At 71.2% G+C, this 17309-nt stretch carries 20 protein-coding genes; 10 read left to right on the top strand and 10 right to left on the bottom strand.

Annotation, left to right across the window (positions count from 1 at the left end):
* Positions 1 to 2: 2 nt before the first annotated feature.
* Both ACFYYW_RS41295 and ACFYYW_RS41290 read right to left on the bottom strand, forming a co-directional pair.
* Positions 3 to 446 (bottom strand): diadenosine tetraphosphate hydrolase, encoded by a 444-nt coding sequence (locus tag ACFYYW_RS41295; protein WP_387657969.1) that lies wholly within the window; start codon positions 444 to 446, stop codon positions 3 to 5.
* Positions 447 to 559: 113 nt separating this feature from the next.
* Positions 560 to 850 carry a hypothetical protein gene (locus ACFYYW_RS41290; protein ID WP_387657966.1) on the bottom strand — a complete coding sequence of 97 codons (291 nt, stop codon included), beginning with the start codon at positions 848 to 850 and terminating at the stop codon, positions 560 to 562.
* Here ACFYYW_RS41290 and ACFYYW_RS41285 point away from each other — a divergent pair.
* Complete coding sequence (locus ACFYYW_RS41285) at positions 824 to 955, top strand: hypothetical protein (protein WP_387657963.1); 132 nt, start codon at positions 824 to 826, stop codon at positions 953 to 955. The genes ACFYYW_RS41290 and ACFYYW_RS41285 overlap by 27 nt on opposite strands.
* A 5-nt stretch (positions 956 to 960) precedes the next feature.
* Here ACFYYW_RS41285 and ACFYYW_RS41280 read toward each other — a convergent pair whose 3' ends face one another.
* Entirely contained in the window at positions 961 to 1719 is a 759-nt protein-coding gene (locus tag ACFYYW_RS41280) for an NAD(P)H-binding protein (protein ID WP_387657960.1), read from the bottom strand.
* A 168-nt stretch (positions 1720 to 1887) separates the two neighbouring features.
* Here ACFYYW_RS41280 and ACFYYW_RS41275 point away from each other — a divergent pair, with 168 nt between their 5' ends.
* Together ACFYYW_RS41275 and ACFYYW_RS41270 are read left to right on the top strand one after the other, a co-directional pair.
* Positions 1888 to 2775, top strand: a complete 888-nt coding sequence (locus ACFYYW_RS41275) for a maleylpyruvate isomerase N-terminal domain-containing protein (protein WP_387657957.1) — start codon at positions 1888 to 1890, stop codon at positions 2773 to 2775.
* 41 nt (positions 2776 to 2816) lie between these two features.
* Positions 2817 to 3044, top strand: coding sequence for a hypothetical protein (locus ACFYYW_RS41270; protein ID WP_352327393.1), 228 nt, complete (start codon positions 2817 to 2819; stop codon positions 3042 to 3044).
* A 222-nt stretch (positions 3045 to 3266) separates the two neighbouring features.
* Here the strand turns inward: ACFYYW_RS41270 and ACFYYW_RS41265 are convergent, their stop codons facing one another.
* Positions 3267 to 5066, bottom strand: coding sequence for an alkyl/aryl-sulfatase (locus ACFYYW_RS41265; RefSeq protein WP_387657954.1), 1800 nt, complete (start codon positions 5064 to 5066; stop codon positions 3267 to 3269).
* A 147-nt stretch (positions 5067 to 5213) separates the two neighbouring features.
* On the opposite strand from ACFYYW_RS41265, the gene ACFYYW_RS41260 reads away from it, so the two are divergent.
* The 5 genes from ACFYYW_RS41260 (at position 5214) to ACFYYW_RS41240 (ending at position 8803) form a co-directional block, all read left to right on the top strand.
* Positions 5214 to 5852: an HAD family phosphatase gene (locus ACFYYW_RS41260; RefSeq protein ID WP_352327391.1), complete on the top strand. Its 639-nt coding sequence runs from the start codon at positions 5214 to 5216 to the stop codon at positions 5850 to 5852.
* On the top strand, positions 5849 to 6307 hold the full coding sequence (locus ACFYYW_RS41255; RefSeq protein ID WP_387657951.1) for a GNAT family N-acetyltransferase: 459 nt from the start codon (positions 5849 to 5851) through the stop codon (positions 6305 to 6307). The genes ACFYYW_RS41260 and ACFYYW_RS41255 overlap by 4 nt, the downstream gene beginning before the upstream one ends.
* Before the next feature lie 18 nt (positions 6308 to 6325).
* Positions 6326 to 7264: a ribose-phosphate diphosphokinase gene (locus ACFYYW_RS41250; RefSeq protein WP_352327389.1), complete on the top strand. Its 939-nt coding sequence runs from the start codon at positions 6326 to 6328 to the stop codon at positions 7262 to 7264.
* A 53-nt stretch (positions 7265 to 7317) separates the two neighbouring features.
* A complete protein-coding gene (locus tag ACFYYW_RS41245) occupies positions 7318 to 8064 on the top strand; it encodes a nucleotidyltransferase domain-containing protein (protein ID WP_387657948.1) in 747 nt (248 codons plus the stop codon).
* Between the two features lie 100 nt (positions 8065 to 8164).
* Entirely contained in the window at positions 8165 to 8803 is a 639-nt protein-coding gene (locus ACFYYW_RS41240; protein ID WP_387657945.1) for a maleylpyruvate isomerase N-terminal domain-containing protein, read from the top strand.
* Positions 8804 to 8816: 13 nt separating this feature from the next.
* Here ACFYYW_RS41240 and ACFYYW_RS41235 read toward each other — a convergent pair whose 3' ends face one another.
* Entirely contained in the window at positions 8817 to 9386 is a 570-nt protein-coding gene (locus tag ACFYYW_RS41235; RefSeq protein ID WP_387657942.1) for a TetR/AcrR family transcriptional regulator, read from the bottom strand.
* 73 nt (positions 9387 to 9459) lie between these two features.
* Here ACFYYW_RS41235 and ACFYYW_RS41230 point away from each other — a divergent pair, with 73 nt between their 5' ends.
* Entirely contained in the window at positions 9460 to 10635 is a 1176-nt protein-coding gene (locus tag ACFYYW_RS41230; RefSeq protein ID WP_387657940.1) for an FAD-dependent monooxygenase, read from the top strand.
* Between the two features lie 60 nt (positions 10636 to 10695).
* Positions 10696 to 11520: an NAD(P)H-binding protein gene (locus tag ACFYYW_RS41225; protein WP_352325942.1), complete on the top strand. Its 825-nt coding sequence runs from the start codon at positions 10696 to 10698 to the stop codon at positions 11518 to 11520.
* Position 11521: 1 nt separating this feature from the next.
* On the opposite strand, the gene ACFYYW_RS41220 is transcribed toward ACFYYW_RS41225, so the two are convergent.
* The 5 genes from ACFYYW_RS41220 to ACFYYW_RS41200 are packed head-to-tail and all read right to left on the bottom strand — an operon-like array spanning position 11522 to position 17250.
* Entirely contained in the window at positions 11522 to 12526 is a 1005-nt protein-coding gene (locus tag ACFYYW_RS41220; protein WP_387657936.1) for an ABC transporter ATP-binding protein, read from the bottom strand.
* The gene (locus ACFYYW_RS41215; protein ID WP_352325940.1) at positions 12523 to 13503 is read right to left on the bottom strand and encodes an ABC transporter ATP-binding protein; all 981 of its coding nucleotides are present in this window, start codon (positions 13501 to 13503) and stop codon (positions 12523 to 12525) included. The genes ACFYYW_RS41220 and ACFYYW_RS41215 overlap by 4 nt, the downstream gene beginning before the upstream one ends.
* Positions 13500 to 14381 carry an ABC transporter permease gene (locus tag ACFYYW_RS41210; protein WP_387657932.1) on the bottom strand — a complete coding sequence of 294 codons (882 nt, stop codon included), beginning with the start codon at positions 14379 to 14381 and terminating at the stop codon, positions 13500 to 13502. The genes ACFYYW_RS41215 and ACFYYW_RS41210 overlap by 4 nt, the downstream gene beginning before the upstream one ends.
* On the bottom strand, positions 14378 to 15433 hold the full coding sequence (locus ACFYYW_RS41205; RefSeq protein ID WP_352325938.1) for an ABC transporter permease: 1056 nt from the start codon (positions 15431 to 15433) through the stop codon (positions 14378 to 14380). The genes ACFYYW_RS41210 and ACFYYW_RS41205 overlap by 4 nt, the downstream gene beginning before the upstream one ends.
* Positions 15430 to 17250, bottom strand: coding sequence for an ABC transporter substrate-binding protein (locus tag ACFYYW_RS41200; RefSeq protein ID WP_387657928.1), 1821 nt, complete (start codon positions 17248 to 17250; stop codon positions 15430 to 15432). Before ACFYYW_RS41200 ends, ACFYYW_RS41205 begins: the two co-directional genes overlap by 4 nt.
* Positions 17251 to 17309: the final 59 nt, after the last annotated feature.

Here is a 17309-nt window from a genome sequence, read left to right as displayed (position 1 = left end):
CGTCAGCCGCCGGCGCGGTCCTGGGCTCCGTGGGCCGCGTACAGGACGCCGAGCTGCCGGTCGATCTCCGTACGCACCGGGTCGTGTCGCGGGCCGAGGGCGTATCGCGGGTCGGTCCAGTTGCCGGGCGGATACAGCCACACCGGCCGGCCGACCAGCTCGGCCGGTTCCCACTCGTACCGCGGCCAGACGTGCGCGTGCAGGAAGGGGTCGGTGTTGCCGAGGATCTCCAGGTTCACCCGCCGGAACGCCGGGTCCAGCGCGCCGCAGGCCCGCTCGACCGCCTCGCCGAGCAGCTCCATGTCCGACAGGAAGGCCATCCGCCTGGCCCGGGGCAGGTCGGACAGCCGTTGCACGCCGGGCTCGTCCGCCAGGAGAACCGAGTATCCCGGCAGGAACTGAGTGTCACCGATCACGGCGAAGCCGGCGTCCAGCCGCCTGAGCACCGTGGGATTCCGCCCCGCCAACGCACTACCGACCCTGTCCCGCCGCCAGTCACCACTCATGATCCCGACCCTACACACGAGCCCCCGCGGATCCGCGGGGGCTCGGGCCTCTCCTACGGCAGGACGATCGAGCCGCTCCACTGGGTGACCGCGTCGGAGTAGACCCCGCGCAGTTCGCCGTCGAAGTACGGCGAGAAGCTCTTGTCGTAGCGCAGCAGCCAGGAGGAGCCGAGGGAGCCTTCACCGGGGAACGGGGAATCGACGGCGGTGAGTTCCTCGGCCTTCAGGCTGGGCGCCTGGGCGGCGGACGTGCGTCCCGAGAAGGTTTCCAGGGTGTCGCCCGTCGGAGCGCCTGGCGGGCCGGGGACAATCGCCGGATGGAAGATGATCTGCCGTCTCAGCACCTCTCCGACGCGGGCATGGCCGTCGTCGCCGGAATCATGGTGTTCCTGATTCTGCTGCCCACCATCGTCTGGATCACCGTGGTGCTGTCACGCGGCCGCAAGTAGGGCGGTCAGAGGGTGGCGTTGAGGTACGAGAGCATCGTGCGGGGCGGGCGGCCGAGGATGTTCTCCAGGTCGGGGGTCTGCCTTTCCAGGGCGCCGGCGCGGATCCGGGCGTTCAGCCAGGCCATCGGGCCGGGGGCGGCGTCGGGGACCTCGCGGTAGGGCACGCCCAGCGCCCGCGCCACCTCCGGGTGGGTCCACAGCGGGCCGGTGAAGTCGTAGGCGCGGCCCTCGTGGCCCTCGCCGGTCAGTACGTCAGCCGCCGCCTGCGCCAGGTCGGACCGGAACGCGGTGTTCAGGCCGCGCCCTCCGCCGCTCCCGGTCAGCTCGCCGTCCGAGACCCGGGGGACGAACGCGTCGCTGTAGAAGGGGTGGCGCAGGATCGTGTACGGCAGGCCGCTGCGCAGGAGGGCCTGCTCGGTGGCATGGTGGGCCTCGGTCATGCCGGTGGCGACGGTGTCGGCGTCCAGGAAGCTGGTGTAGACGACGGCGCCGACGCCCACGTCCGCGGCGGCGGCGAGGGCGGCCAGGTGGTGGCCGATCCGGCGGCCGGGGTCGAGCTCCGGCGACGAGATCAGGAGCAGGCGGGCGGCGCCCTCGAACGCCGTGCGCAGGCTCGCCGGGTCGTCGTAGTCGCCCCGCCGCACCGGTACGCCCTCGGGCGCGCGGGCGGAATCGCGTACGGCGGCGACGACGTCCGCCCTGGTGCGCAGCCGGTCGATGACGAGACGGCCAAGCGCGCCCGACGCCGCCGAGATGACGATCATGAAGCTCCCTCTGATCAGGACGGGTGCTCAAAGTGAACTGCCGGGACGCCCGGCGACGCCACCGGTTTTCGCCGGGGCGGCGGGCGCACGAGGGGCCCAGAGGAGCATTTCCGGAGAAGACCGCCCAGGTCACCCGGGTTAGCGTGATCGTGGACCTCTGGAGAGAACATGGACGAGCTCATCACGTACGGCAAATGGGCGTCGGTGCGCGGCTCGCTCAAGGCGGCCACCGACCGGTTCGCGAAGCTGGTCTCCATCGTCGATCCCCACGCCATGGCGACCAGGGAGTGGACCGTCGCCGAGACCGCGGCCCACGTCACCGCGATCGCCTCGCTCTACACCTGCGTGGTGCGCGGCGACGTGACCACGCCGTTCCCGGGGCTGGCCGAGCCGATACTCGGGGCCAACGTCGACACGGTGAGCGCCCTGAACGAGCTGGCGTTCGAGCACTTCCCCGAGCGTGACCCGGCCGTCCTGGCCGAGCGGCTGCGCGGCGACGTCCGGGAGATCCTGCGCGCCGGCGCCGAGGTCGATCCGGCGACCCCGGTCCCCTGGCTGGGCGACGCGCGGGTGCCCGTCGCGGGTGTGCTGGCCCACCTGCTGAACGAGCTGCTGCTGCACGGCTGGGACATCGCCCGCGCGACCCGTACCCCCTGGTCGGTGCCCGCGCGGGACGCCGGGCTGTTCTTCGACCTGTTCCTCATCGGGATGATCAGGAACGACTACGGACGCCTGATGGACACCGGGACGCCCGCCCCGCCCCGCCGGATCACCGTCGGGTTCCACTCGGCGCACACCGCGCCGGCGGCGCTGGCGCTGGACCACGGGCGGGTGTCGGTGGCCGAGCTGGGGCCGCAGGTGGACGCGCACGTGCGGTTCGACCCGGCGGCGCTGAACCTGTTGCTGTTCGGCCGGATGTCCAGGACGCGGGCCGCACTCACGGGCAAGGTGGCGGTCTGGGGGCGGCGTCCGTGGCTGCTGCCGGCCTTTCTGCGGTTCGTACGCCTGCCCACGACGACGGTCCCGCGCTCGCGCGCCGAGTCCATACAGGTGTGAACGCCACAAAGTATTCACCCAGTGGGCGCATACTGGAGGAGATGAAGCGAGCCAGCGGCGATTCTCGTCGTCACCTGCCCACAAGTCCCTTCAAACCGCCGCCTCCGGCGCCACCCGCGGAGCAGTTCGACATGCACGACCGGGTGAGCCACGACCGATTCGGCCTCGGTGTCGTCATCGGTGTGGAGGACGACGTCGCCGTTCTGGTCGACTTCGGATCCCGGCAGGAACGGATCACGACGCCGTTCAACAAGCTGTACAAACTCTGAGAGCCGGTCCGCGACGCCCGTGTGCCCCGAGGGCCGCATGGGCGGGACCGACGCGCGCCGGGCCCGGCTGAGGGCGCCGGGTTCAGTGACTCACGGGGACAGAAGCTCGTGGGTCAATGGCTCATGAGGTCAGTGGCTCCCGGAGTCGGTGGCCCGCGGAGTCGGTGGCCCGCGGAGTCAGCGGCTCGCGGAGTCAGTGGCCCGCGGAGTGGGGTCGGCGGTTCAGGGGGTGACGATGGCGAAGTCGGGGGCCGGTGAGTCGAGCACGGCGACCAGCCGCTGGAGCGCCGTGATGTCGCCCTCCCGCTCCACCCCCTCCACGCCCTTCCCGGCCAGCAGGCCGAGCAGCTGCGCCCTGGTGAGGCGGAGCGTGAGGTCCACGGGCTCCTCCGGCGGGTTCAGCCGCTGGACGAGCACGCCGTTGGACAGCGTGGTGCGGTACAGCTCCCCCAGGTCCGTCAGGTGCCAGTCGATCGACAGGCTCTCGTGCCAGGCCCTGGGGCCGTCCACGCGGATGGCGAGGGAGTCGAAGATCTGCTCCACGGTCAGGGCCGCGACCAGGTCGGGCGAGGTGGTGGTGACGCGGGTGGGCGCGATGCCGTCGGTCAGCTCCATGGCCCCGGTCAGGTACGAGTTGCGCCACGTCCCGTTCTCCGCGCCCTGGCCGAGCCGGGTGTAGACCTCGGCCAGCAGGTCCCTGGCCGCCTTGTTGCCCTCGTCGGCGAAGACGGCGTGGTTCAGCAGCTGGACGGCGAAGCGCAGGTCGTTCTCCTCGATGTAGCGGCGGGCGAAGGCCACGACGGCCGCGCCGCCGCCCATGCACTCGACGTACCGGATCGCGCTCTCCCTGGGCGGGTGCTCCCACAGGTGGGCGGGGTTGCCGTCGTACCAGCCGAGGTAGCGCTGGTAGACGGCCTTGACGTTGTGGCTGACCGAGCCGTAGTAGCCGTGGGTGTGCCAGACCTGTTCCAGCGCGGGCGGCACCCGCATCTGCTCGGCGATCTCGGCGCCGGTCAGGCCCTTGTTGAGCAGGCGCAGCGTCTGGTCGTGCAGGTAGGCGTACAGGTCCCGCTGCTCCTGGAGGAACCGGACGATGTTGCTCCTTCCCCAGGTCGGCCAGTGGTGGGAGGCGAAGGCGACCTCGGCCCGGTCGGCGAGCAGCGTGAGGGTCTCCGACAGGTAGCGGGCCCAGACGCGGGCGTCGCGCACCTGGGCGCCGCGCAGCGTGAGGATGTTGTGCAGGTTGTGGGTGGCGTTCTCGGCCAAGCACAGGGCGCCGCGGTCGGGGAAGAGGAAGTTCATCTCGGCGGGGGCCTCGGTGCCGGGCGTCAGCTGGAAGACGATCCGCACCCCGTCCACGATCTCCTCCTGGCCGGTGCGGCTGACGTCCACGGTGGGCGGGATGAGGGACGTGGTGCCGGTCGAGGACGTCATGCCGAGGCCGCAGCCGATCTGGCCGTCCGGGGCGTGCGGCAGGGCGAGGCCGAACATGTAGCCGGCGCGGCGGTTCATGGCGGGGCCGGCGTAGACGTTCTCGGAGACCGCGTGGTCCATGAAGCCGGCGGGGGCCAGGATCGGCACGTTGCCGTCGGTGACGCCGCGCACGCCGCCGAAGTGGTCGACGTGGCTGTGGGTGTAGACGACGCCGGTGACCGGCCGGTCGCCGCGGTGGCGGCGGTAGAGCGCGAGCGCGGCGGCGGCGCACTCGGTGGAGACCAGCGGGTCGATGACGATGACGCCGATGTCGCCCTCGACCAGGGTCATGTTCGACAGGTCCAGGCCGCGTACCTGGTAGATGCCGTCGGCGACCTCGTACAGGCCCTGTTTGGCGCAGAGCTGGCTCTGCCGCCACAGGCTGGGATGGGCGGTCTCGGGGCATTCGGCGTCGAGGAATGCGTAGGAGTCGTTGTCCCAGACGACCTCGCCGCTTCTCGACGTGACCACGGCGGGGGTCAACTTCGCGATGAAGCCGCGATCAGCGTCCTCGAAGTCGCCCGTGTCATGAAATGGAAGGTCTGCCATGTCTGCTCGCATGCCCCTGAATGGACGCTCGTAGCTCAATAACCAGCCCCAATAGCATGAAACTCGGGCAATAAGGACAAGGAGCGGCGGCGTAGCGGCGCGGACGGTGTGATTGGGTGGTCCCAGACTGATCTATCGGGGGTGGTCATGGAAGCCTGCGTGTTCGACCTCGACGGCGTGCTCGTCGACTCCGAACCCGTCTGGGAGCAGGTGCGGCGCGCCTTCGTCGCCGACCACGGCGGCACCTGGCAGCCCGACACGCAGTCCAGGCTGATGGGCATGAGCACCGGCGAGTGGGCGGCCTACCTGCACGAGCTGGGGGTGCGCCTGACACCCGACGAGATCGCCGCGGGCGTGATCGACCAGATGGCCGAGCGCTACCAGGACGGCGTGCCGCTGCTGCCGGGCGCCCGCGAGGCCGTGCGCCGGCTGGCCGGGCGGTTCACCCTCGGCCTGGCCAGCTCGTCGCCGCGGCGGCTGATCGACGTGGTGCTCGACGCGGCCGAGCTGCGCGAGTACTTCGTGACCACGGTCTCCACGGAGGAGGTCGCGCGCGGCAAGCCCGCCCCCGACGGCTACCTGGAGGCGGCCCGGCGGCTGGAGATCTACCCGAAGGACTGCGTGGCGGTCGAGGACTCCAGCAACGGGCTGCGTTCGGCGCACGCGGCCGGCATGCGGGTGATCGCTGTGCCGCACCCCGGCTACCCGCCCGACGACGACGCCCTGGCGCTGGCCTGGCAGGTCCTGCCCGACCTCGACGCGCTCACGGTCGAGGCGCTGACGTGACGACCGACGGCACAGGCGTCCGCCTCCGGACGCCGTCCGACCTGGACGCCTGCGCCGACGCCCTGGCCCTGGTGCACGCCGCCGACCGCTACCCCGTCGACTGGCCGGCCGACCCCGAGGGCTGGCTGACCCCTGGCGACCTCCTGCGCGCGTGGGTGGCGGTCGAGGAGGGCCGGGTGCTCGGCCACGTCGGCCTGGCAGGCGCCGGCGAGGGCCCGCAGGTCACCCGGCTCTTCGTGGTGCCCGCCGCCCGGGGCCGCGGGCTGGCCGCCGTCCTGCTGGACACCGTGCGGCAGGCCGCCGGGAGGCCCGTCCTGCTGGAGGTCTCCGACGAGGGCCGGGCGGCCGTCGCGCTCTACGAGCGGCTGGGCTGGCGCCGCGTCGGCAGCACCCGCGCGCGGTGGCTCAACGCCGCGGGCGAACCCGCCCTGCTCCACCACTACGTGAGCCCGTGAAGCTATCCTTTGGGAATCGTGCGAGACATCACGGTATTTTCTGGCAGCGCCCACCCCGAGCTGGCTGAGGAGATCTGCTCCCATCTCGGCACCCCGCTCCACCCCGTCAAGGTCGCCCGCTTCGCCAACGACGCGCTCGAGGTGCAGCTCCAGGCGAACTGCCGCGAGCGCGACGTGTTCCTCATCCAGCCCCTGGTGCCGCCGACGCAGGAGAACCTGGTCGAGCTGCTGCTCATGATCGACGCGGCGCGCGGCGCCTCCGCGGCCAGGACGACCGTGGTCCTGCCTCATTACGCCTACGCCAGATCGGACAAGAAGGACGCGCCCCGCATCTCCATCGGCGCCCGCCTGGTCGCCGACCTGATGGTGGCCGCGGGCGCGAACCGGGTGCTGGCCATGACGCTGCACTCGCCGCAGGTGCACGGCTTCTTCAGCGTGCCGGTCGACCACCTGCACGCGCTGCGCGAGCTGGCCGCGCACTTCCGCCGCCACGACCTGTCGAACACCGTCGTCGTCTCCCCCGACCTGGGCAACGCCAAGGAGGCCGCGCACTTCGCCCGGCTGCTCGGCACCGGCGTCGCGATGGGCGCCAAGCAGCGCTTCGCCGACGACCGCGTGGTGATCAGCTCGGTCATCGGCGAGGTCGCCGGCAAGGACGTGATCATCCTGGACGACGAGATCGCCAAGGGCAGCACGGTCATCGAGCTGCTGGGCCGGCTGCGCGAGCAGGGCGTCAACTCCGTCCGGGTGGCGTGCACGCACGGGCTGTTCGCGGGCGGGGCGATCGAGCGGCTGAGCGCGTTCCCCGAGGTCCTGGAGATCGTCTGCACGAACACCGTGCCGCCGCCCAAGCCGAGTGACAAGCTGACCGTGTTGTCGATCGCGCCGGCGCTGGCCGAGGCGATGCGCCGGATCCACGACGGCGAGTCGGTGAGCGCTCTGTTCAGCACGTCCTGACGGCCCGCCCGGTGATCTTCCGGGACGGCCGGGAATGGATCATAGTGGACATCATGCATGCGGCCACAGACGACCTGCTCCGACGGTTCCGAGACGGCGTGGGCGAGGTCGTGCCCCTGGTGTCGCTGTGGGCGCACGGCTCGCTGGGCGCCGGCGACTACCAGCCGGGGCGCAGCGACCTCGACCTGATCGCGGTGGTCGAGACGCCGGTCACGATGGAGCAGTGGCGCCGGATCAAGGGGCTGCACCGCGGGCTCGGCCTGCCGCTCGCCGACCTCCTCCACTGCTCCTACCTGCCGCTGGAGGAGCTGGCCGACCCGCGGGTCGAGCACGTGACGTGGGCCCACGAGCAGATCTTCCGCCGCCCGGTGACGGCGGTGACCCGCCGCGAGCTGCACACGGCCCCGCTCGTGCTGCACGGGCCGCCGCCCGCCGAGCTGCTGCCGGCCGTCTCCGACGCCGTGCTGGCCGACTTCGTCCGTACGGACCTGCGCGAGTACTGGCTGGACAAGACCCGAGGGCGGCGGCGCTGGCTGCGGGACGTCTGGGTGGACCTCGGCGTGCTGACCGTCGCCAGGGCCTCGGTCACGCTGCGGGAGGGCCGGTTGATCACCAAGCGGGAGGCCCTGGACGTGCTGGCCGGGATGGGCGCGCCGGAGGTCGTCCTGGCCGACGTGCGCGCCCGCCGGTACGGCACGCCGCGCCCGGCGCTGAGCCGCTTCAGAAGGGGCCGGCTGACCCGCGCCTTCGTCCGGTCGGCCATCGGGAAGGTGCTGGCGGAGGGCCACGGCGGGACCTGAGCCCGTCCCCGTCTCATTGGACAGGACAGCCGCCCCCCGCGGATCGCCGGGGGATAGTCTTGGCCCCGAGTTACCACCTGAACCGGGGAAAGGGCGGCAAATGGGGGAGATCAGGCAGTCCTATCTGGTGGCCGCGGCGTCGGCGATGTCGCTGCTGCGTGACCCGGCCGTGCGGGCGGCGTGGGACAAGCCCAGCGCGCTGACCGAGTTCAGCGTCGCGGGCCTGGCCGGGCACCTGGCCCACCAGATCGTCAGGGTCACCGACGTGCTGGACTCCGGCGAGCAGCCCGGGGCGCCGATCCCGCTGATCGAGCACTACACGAGGTCGCCGTGGGTGCAGGCCGGCCTCGACCACGAGAGCAACGTCAGCGTCCGGGTGGGCGGCCAGGCGGCCGCCGCGGACGGGCACGCCGCGCTCGTCGAGCGCACGCAGGCGCTGCTGGACCGGTTGCTGGCCGAGCTGCCCGCCGAGCCGGCGGACCGGGTCGTGCGGCTGCCGTGGACCGGCTGGTCGCTGCGGCTCGACGACTTCCTGCTCACCAGGGTGATGGAGCTGGTCGTGCACTCCGACGACCTGGCCGCCAGCGTGGGCGTCGAGACGCCGGAGCTGCCGCCGTCGATCAACGAGCCGGTCGTGGAGCTGCTGGCCCGCCTGGCGGTGCACCGGCACGGCGCGACCGCCGTCATCCGCACCCTGAGCAGGGCCGAACGCGCCCCCGCCACGATAAGCGCCTTCTAGCCCCCGGCCCGTTTCACGACCCGGCCACCAGGCGCAGGGCCTCGGCCACCTCGCGCCCGGACAGCGCGCTGTCCGGGTCGAGCAGCCACTGCGCCAGGAACCCCGTCAGCATGGCCTGGTACAGCGAGCCCACCAGCCGGGCCCGCTCGGGGTCGGTCTCCGCCCGCACGTCCTGGAACAGCTCGGCGAGCCCCAGCCGTGCGCCCTTGATCGCCGGGACGAGCTGCTCGCGCAGCTCCGGCACGTGATCGATCTGCCCGAGCAGCTCAAGCTGGGTGATCCAGAGCGGCCGCAGCCGGTCGAACGACTCCACCACCCGGTCCCACGCCGCCTCGAACCGCTCCAGCGGTGAGGCGCCCTCCTCGGTGTCGGCGACGAGCGTGCGCGCCAGGTCGTCGCCCCATTCCTGCATCACCTCGAACAGCGCCTCGTTCATCAGCGCGTCCTTGGACTTGAAGTGGTAGCCGATGCCCGCGAGGCTCACGCCCGACGCGGTCGCGATGTCGCGCGCGGTGGTCCGCGAGTAGCCCTTCTCGATCAGGCAACGCTTCGCCCCGGCCAGCAGGTCTTCCCTGTTTCCCATGCCCAGACGTTAACACGAACGTCTGAAAACTTCGTCCTAGACAAGCGTCTGAGACGCGTGTACCGTTCACGGCATGAAGAACGTCCTGATCTCCGGCGCGAGCATCGCCGGCACCTCGCTGGCCTACTGGCTGCGCCGCCACGGCTGCACCGTCACCGTCGTCGAGCGGGCTCCGGCCGTCCGCACCGGCGGCTACAAGGTCGACATCCGCGGCGCCGCCCTCGACGTGATCGGCCGCATGGGCCTGCTGGAGGCGGTCACCGCCCGCAGCACCGGCATGCGCGTCGCCACCCACTACGACCGCAAGGGCCGCGCACTGGCCACCATGGACGCCGACCTGTTCGGCGGCCGCGCGGGCGACGACGTCGAGATCATGCGCGGCGACCTCAACGAGCTCCTGTACGACCTCACCCGCGACGACGTCGAATACCTCTTCGGCGACTCCGTCACCGCCGTCTCCGACGACGGCCTGGTCACCTTCGAGCACGCCGCGCCGCGCCGGTTCGACCTGATCGTCGGCGCGGACGGCATGCGGTCCAACATCCGCAGGATCGTGTTCGGGCCGGACGCACAGTTCGTCCGCGACCTGGGCTACTACGTCTCGATCAGCACCGTCCCCAACACCCTGGGCCTGGACCGCGAGGAGGCCGTGCACGCCTCCCCCGGCCGCACCGCCAACGTCTACAGCACCCGCCAGGACGGCGCCGCCAAGGCGCTGTTCATGTGGTCCTCCCAGCCGCTGTCCTACGACCACCGCGACACCGGCCGCCAGAAGGACCTGCTGGCCGAGGCCATGGCGGGGGTCGAGTGGGAGGTGCCGGCGCTGCTCGGCGCGGTGCGCACCGCCGACGACTTCTACTTCGACTCGGTCAGCCAGGTGCACATGGACAGCTGGTCGAAGGGCCGGGTCGTGCTGCTCGGGGACGCCGCCTACTGCGCCTCGCCGGCCTCCGGGCAGGGCACGAGCCTGGCGATCGTGGGCGCGTACGTGCTGGCGGGCGAGCTGGCCGAAGGCGGCGGCGCGGCGGGCTACGAGCGGGAGATGCGGGAGTTCGTCCGGGTCAACCAGGAGCTCGGCCCGGTGAACGTCAGGGGCATGGTGATGGGTTCACGGCTGGCGCTGTGGTTCCAGCTCAGGATGCTCAAGCTGCTGCCGTACCTGCCGGGCAAGGAGAAGCTCGTCGAGCGGGTCGCCGGGGCGATCCACCGGGCGGCCGTGGCGATCCGGCTCAAGAACTACTCGGAATGAAGCGTTCCGTTCTGCTATAGTAAGAGCAGAACGTTCCGTTCCGAAAGAAGTGGGGTTCACATGACCATCCTCGTCACCGGTGCCACCGGGACCGTCGGCCGCCTCGTCGTCGAGGAGCTCCTCCAGGCCGGCCGGCAGGTCCGCGCACTGACCAGGAACCCCGCCAAGGCCGCACTCCCGGAGGGCGTCGAGGTCGTCGGCGGCGATCTCGCCGAGCCGGCCTCCCTGGCCGCCGCCTTCGAGGGCGTCACCGGGGTGCACTTCATCAACTTCGCCGGCGACGACTACACCCCGCTGCCCGACGGCGCCGGGCTCGCCGAGCTGGCCGTCAAGGCGGGCGTGCGCCGGGTCACCGTGCTCGGCGGCCGCGAGGACGGCGAGCTGGAGCAGGCGCTGGCCGCCGCCGACCTGGAGTGGACGCTGCTCCACCCGGTCGAGTTCATGGCCAACACGCTCCAGTGGTGGGCGCACACGATCAGGACGGAAGGCGTCATCAAGGAGCCGTTCGGCGACCGGCTGAGCGCCCTGGTGCACGAGCGCGACATCGCCGCGGTGGCCGCGAAGGTCCTGACCGAGGGCGGCCACGGCGGCCGGACGTACGTGCTGACCGGCCCCCGCGCGATCACCCTGCGCGAGAAGGTGGCCGTCCTGGCCGAGGCCGTCGGCAGGGACGTCGGGTTCGTCGAGCTCACCGTGGACGAGGCGCGGGCCAAGTGGCGCGCCGACGGCATGGGCGAGCAGACCATCGAGTTCCTGGTCGGCGCGCTGGGCAACACGCCGGAGGTCGGCTACACGGTCGTCCCGACCGTCCGGGAGATCACCGGCCGGGACGCGCGTGACTTCGCCGAGTGGGCGCGCGAGCACGCCGACGCGTTCCGCGGATGAGCTACCCGGTGACCGCCGCGTAGTGGCAGGCGGCCTGGGCGTCGGGGACCGCGGGCAGGATGCTCAGCGCCTGCGACCGGCAGGCCGCGTCCACGCCCGCCTCCGCCGCGCGGCCGGAGGCCAGCACGTGGCAGCGGGGATGGAACCGGCAGCCACCCGGCACCCTGGTCGGGTCCGGCGGCTCGCCGGTCAGCACGATCCGCTCGGGCGACTCCGGCAACACCGACATCAGCGCCTGCGTGTACGGGTGCCGCGGCGCCGTCAGCACCTGCTCCACCGGCCCCGACTCGACGATGCGCCCGAGGTACATGACCGCGACCCGGTCGGCGATGTTCCAGGCCAGGCCGAGGTCATGGGTGACGACCAGGGCCGACAGGCCGAGATCGGTCTTGAGCTTGAGCATCAGCGCCAGGATCTCGCCGCGCACGGAGGCGTCGAGCGAGGCCACGGGCTCGTCGGCGATCAGCACTTTGGGGTCGAGGGCGAGCGCGCCGGCGATCACGACCCGCTGCCGCTGCCCGCCGGACAGCTCGTGCGGGTAACGCAGGAAGAAGCGCTCGGGCGGTCGCAGCCCGGCTCTGGACAGGGCCGAGGCCACGATCTCCGCCTCGCCGGGCAGGCGGTGGATGCGCGGCCCCTCGGCGACCGCCTCGTAGACGGTCTGGCGGGGGTTGAGCGAGCCCATCGGGTCCTGCAGGACGAGCTGGACCTGGCGGCGGTAGGACCTGAGCGCCTTGGAGCCGTAGTCCAGCGCCTTGCCGTCGTAGCGGACCTCGCCGGACGTAGGGCGTTCGAGGCCGAGCAGCGTGCGGGCCAGCGTGGTCTTGCCGCAGCCCGACTCGCCGACCAGGGCCACGATCTCGCCCTGGCCGATCGCCAGGTTGACGCCGTCGACGGCGCGGGCGCTGCGGCCCCGCGAGGAGAACGCGACGTGCAGGTCACGGGCCTCCAGCAGCGCGCCCTTGCCCGTCGAGACGGTCTCGGCCGCGGTCTGCGTCTCGGTCATGAAGCCTCGACCTCCTCCTTGGAGCGTACGTGCACGCACGCCGCGGCGTGGCGGGGACCGGCGGGCCACAGCTCGACGTCGAGGCCCGCGCATTCGTCCAGCGCGACCGGGCAGCGCGGGTGGAACGCGCAGCCGGTCGGGAGCTGCATCGGGTCCGGCGGGTCGCCGCCGAGCCCCTTGGGGGCCAGCCGCGAGACCGGGTCGCCCACGGTGGGGAACGCGGCCGCCAGCGCCCGGCTGTAGGGGTGGCGGGCGTCGCGGAACACCTCGCGGGAGGGGCCGTGCTCGACCACCCGGCCGGCGTACATGACCGCGAGCTGGTCGCAGACGTCGGCCAGGACCGACAGGTCGTGCGAGATCATGATCAAGGAGATGCCGTGCTCGGCGATCAGCTCCTTGATCAGTGTCAGGACCTGCGCCTGGACCATCACGTCGAGCGCGGTGGTGGGCTCGTCGGCGATGATCAGTCGGGGCGAGCAGGCCAGCGCCATCGCGATCATCACGCGCTGCCGCTGACCGCCGGACAGCTCGTGCGGGTAGCTGCGGGCCCGCCAGGCGGGCAGGCCGACCTGTTCGAGCAGCTCGCCGACGCGCTTGCGGGCGCCGTCCGGCTTGGCCAGGCCGTGGACGAGCAGCGGCTCGGCGATCTGCTCGCCGATCCGGCGCACGGGGTTGAGTCCGTGCTGCGCGCCCTGGAACACGATCGAGGCCTCGGCCCAGCGCACGGCCCGCATGCGCCCCCACTTCATGGTGAGGACGTCGTCGCCGTCGAGCAGGATCCGGCCGCCGACGCGCGTGCTCTTGGGCAGGAGCCGGAGCAGCGCCATGGCCAGCGTCGACTTGCCGGATCCCGACTCGCCGGCGACCCCGAGTGCCGCTCCGGGGTCGAGGGTCAGCGACACGCCGCGCACCGCGGGCACCTCGCCCGACGCGATGCGGTAGGTCACCGACAGGTCGTCCAGTTCGAGGAGACTCATGCCGCCCTCCTGAGCCTTGGGTTCAGCACGGCCTCCAGCGCCCGTCCGACGAGGGTGAACGCCATGACGACCACGAGGATGGCCAGACCGGGGAGGATGATGTACCACCACGCGCCCTCGTTGGCCGCGCCGTAGTCGTAGGAGCCGCGCAGCATGGTGCCCCACGACGTCTTGTTCGCGCTGGCGCCGAGGAAGGCCAGCGTGGACTCGGTGACGATCGCGCTGGCCACCTCCAGCGTCGTGCTGGCCAGCAGCAGCGGCGCCACGTTGGGCAGCACGTGCCGGGTGGTGATGTGCCAGTGGCCGCCGCCGAGCGCCTTGGAGCGTTCGATGTAGGGCCGGGCCTCGACGGCGAAGGTCTGCGCCCTGATCAGCCGGGCCGTGGACGGCCAGGTGGTGACCCCGATCGCCATGATGATGGTGAACGTGCTGCCGCCGAGGATGGCCGCCAGCACCAGCGCGGTCACCAGCGAGGGCAGCACCAGGAACCAGTCGGTGACCCGCATCAGCGCGCCGCCGACCCAGCCGCCGAAGTGCCCTGCGGCGATGCCGATGACCATGCCGATCACGATGCTGAGCAGCGCGGCGAGGAAGCCGATGAGCAGCGAGGCGCGCGAGCCCCACCAGATCATCAGCAGGATCGACCGGCCCGACTCGTCGGTGCCGAAGGGGAAGTCCAGGCCGGGGGCCTGGAACTTCTCGCCCGGCGCGTCGATGACGCTCGTCACGCCCTCGTCGATGAACAGCGGCGCGACCAGCGCCAGCACCACGGCCACCAGCAGGACGACCATCCCGGCCACCCCGGCGCGGTGCCTGCGGAAGTCGGTCCAGAAGTTGGTCAGCGCCTGCCGCCTGCGCGTGGCAGCGACACTCGTCATGCCGACCTCACCCTCGGGTCGAGAACGTGGTAGAGCAGGTCGGCCAGCGTGTTCATGAGGATCACGGCCACGGTGATGAGCATGAACGTGCCCTGCATGAGCGTGAAGTCGGGGACCCGCACCGCCCGGTAGAACAGCTGCCCGAGGCCCGGCCAGGTGTAGATCGTCTCCACGGTGACCGCGCCGCCGACCACGAAGCCGATGCGCATGAAGACCAGCGTCACCGTGGGCAGCAGGGCGTTGGGCACCGCGTGGCGGCGGCGTACCTCGTCGTCGCGCAGGCCCTTGGCGCGGGCCACGGTGACGTAGTCCTGGCTGACCTCCTCCAGCAACGACGACCGCATGACCAGCAGGTACTGGGCGTAGATCACCGCCACCAGGGTCAGGCACGGCAGCACCATGTGCGAGGCCACGTCGAGCAGGTAGGCGAACCCGTCGGGCGCGTCGACGCTCTCGATGCCGCGGAAGGGCAGGATGCCGGGGATCGGGCCGATGCCCACGCCCAGCACCATCATCAGCAGCAGGCCGAGCCAGAACGTCGGCACCGACCACAACACCAGCGACAGGCCGGTGGAGAAGCGGTCGAACCGGCTCCCCCGCTGCCATCCGGCCCTGGTGCCCTGCCAGATGCCCAGGCTGACCGCGATGACCAGACCGGTCCCGGCCAGCAGCAGCGTCGGGCCGATGCGCTCGCCGATGAGGTCGAGCACCGGCCGCTTGTACTCGTACGACGTGCCCAGGTCGAGCCTGAGCGTCTTGCCGACGAAGTCGAAGAACTGGTCGAGCACCGGCTTGTCGAGACCGAGCCGGTGACGTTCCAGGTCGAGCTGCGCCGGGGTCATGTTGCGGCCCTGCGCCAGGTTCCGCACCGGATCGCCGGGCAGCAGGCGGAAGACGAAGAACGTCCCGACGATCACCGCGGCGATGCTGAACAGCGCCCCGCCGACCTTCGACAACGCGTACCTCAGCGTGCCGCGGCGGGCGGGGCTGTCCTCACCAGGGCCCGCCGCCTGGACGGCGGCGGGCTCTGCTGCTTCGAGCGGTGTGGTCATTCGCGCTCGTCCGCGACGCTCTTGCGCCGCCTGGTCAGGAAGAAGGCCACGAGGCCGATGACCACCACGCCGCCGACCACGCCGACGATGAGACCGGTGTTGGAGCCGGAGTCGCCGCCCGCGCCGGAGCCGCCGGCCGCGGACGCCTTGACGTCGGCCGTGTAGAACGGCCAGTAGCCGCTGCCGCCGTACAGCAGGCCCTTGTCCTCGGGGATCGGGGTGATGCTGGTGATGCGGTCCTTGCGGTAACCCTCGAGGTCGTTGGGGTAGTAGATCGCGATGACGGGGGCGTCGGTGTAGAGCCGCTGCTGCATCTGCTTGATCAGCTCGGCGCGCTTGGGCCGGTCGAGCTCCTTGAGCTGCTCCTGGTAGAGCTTCTCGAAGGTCGGGTCGCAGTAGAACGACTCGGTGCCGCCGCCCTCGCCGCCCGGCGCCGGCCTGCGGCTGCACAGGTGGGTGGCCAGGACTTCCTCGGGGTCGGGGTTGACCGACCAGCCGCTGATCGCGATGTCGAACAGCGCCGTGACGCCGGTCTCCTCGCCGAACTTGCTGGAGTCGAGCTTCTGGGTGGTCAGCGTGACGCCGATCTCCTTGAAGAAGCCGGTCAGGTACTCGGCGAGCTTGTCCTCGATCGGCGTGTCGGTGTGGATGCTGAAGCGGAACTCCAGCTTGCGCTTGCCGTCGGGCATCGTCCGGACGCCGTCGGCGCCCTTCTTGTAGCCGGCGTCGTCGAGGATCTTGTTCGCCTTGGCCACGTCGTAGGTGACCTTCTCGTCACCCGTGGCCTCCCAGAAGAAGTCCTTGTACATGGGCGGGACGATCGAGCCGTCGGCCGGCTTGGCCAGACCGCCCTGCACCTCGTCGACCAGCTTCTGCTTGTCGATGGCGAAGTGCAGCGCCTGGCGCACCTTCGGGTCCTTCAGCGCCGGGTGGCCGTCGCCGATGGGCTTGTTGTCGGTGGTGGTGGCGCCGTGGTTGATCTGCAGGTACGCGGCCCGGCGGCCCTGGGTGTTCCACGCCTCGATGTTCGGGTCGTTCTCGATGGCCTGGAACTCCGGCGGCGTCATGCGGCCGAGCAGGTCGATGTCGCCCTTCTTGAGCCCGGCGATGGCGGCCTGCGGGTTGTCGTAGAAGATGAACTGGAGCTCGTCGATCTTCGGCTTGCCCCGCCAGTAGTTGGGGTTGGCCTTCAGCTTGACGTACTGGTCCTTCTTGTGCTCGACCGCGATGTACGGGCCGCTGCCCACGGCCGGGTACGTCTCCGCCTCGTAGTTGGCCATGTCGGTGACCTTCTCCCACACATGCTTGGGCATGATCGGGACCGGGTTCTCCAGCATGGACGCCTGCGGCGCCTTGGTCTTGATGATCAAGTCCTGGCCGTTGGCGGTGACGCTCGCGAAGTTCTCCACGGCGGGGCCGTTGGCCGTCTTGGCCGCCTCGTCCGTCATCATCTTGTTGAACGTCCAGGCGGCGTCCTCGGCCGTGACCGGCTGGCCGTCGGACCACTTGGTGTTACGGATCTTGAACGTCCAGGTGAGCCCGTCGTCGGACGTCGTCCACGACTCGGCGAGGTCGGGGCTGGGCTGGAGCGTCTTGGAGTCAGGGACGGTGAGGAAGCCGTACATCGTGCGCTGGATCGCGGTGGAGACCAGCCGGACCGCCAGGAACGGGTTCATGGAGTCCATCGCCTGGGTGGCGCCGACGCGTAGGATCTTCTTCCCCGCCGCAGGTTCCTGGGCCTGGGCCGCCGTGGCGCCTTGGCCGGCCACTAACAGCGCTACGCCCAGCACAGCCAGGCGTGCGAACCATTTCCTCATGATGCCTCACCTTCAGGCGGGGGATTCCTGTGTAGATGAAGGCACACCATACGGAGACC

This window comes from Nonomuraea sp. NPDC001831 (assembly GCF_042892035.1).
In the GTDB taxonomy this organism is placed as follows: Bacteria; Actinomycetota; Actinomycetes; order Streptosporangiales; family Streptosporangiaceae; genus Nonomuraea.
This window is presented reverse-complemented; position numbering and strand designations above follow the sequence as displayed.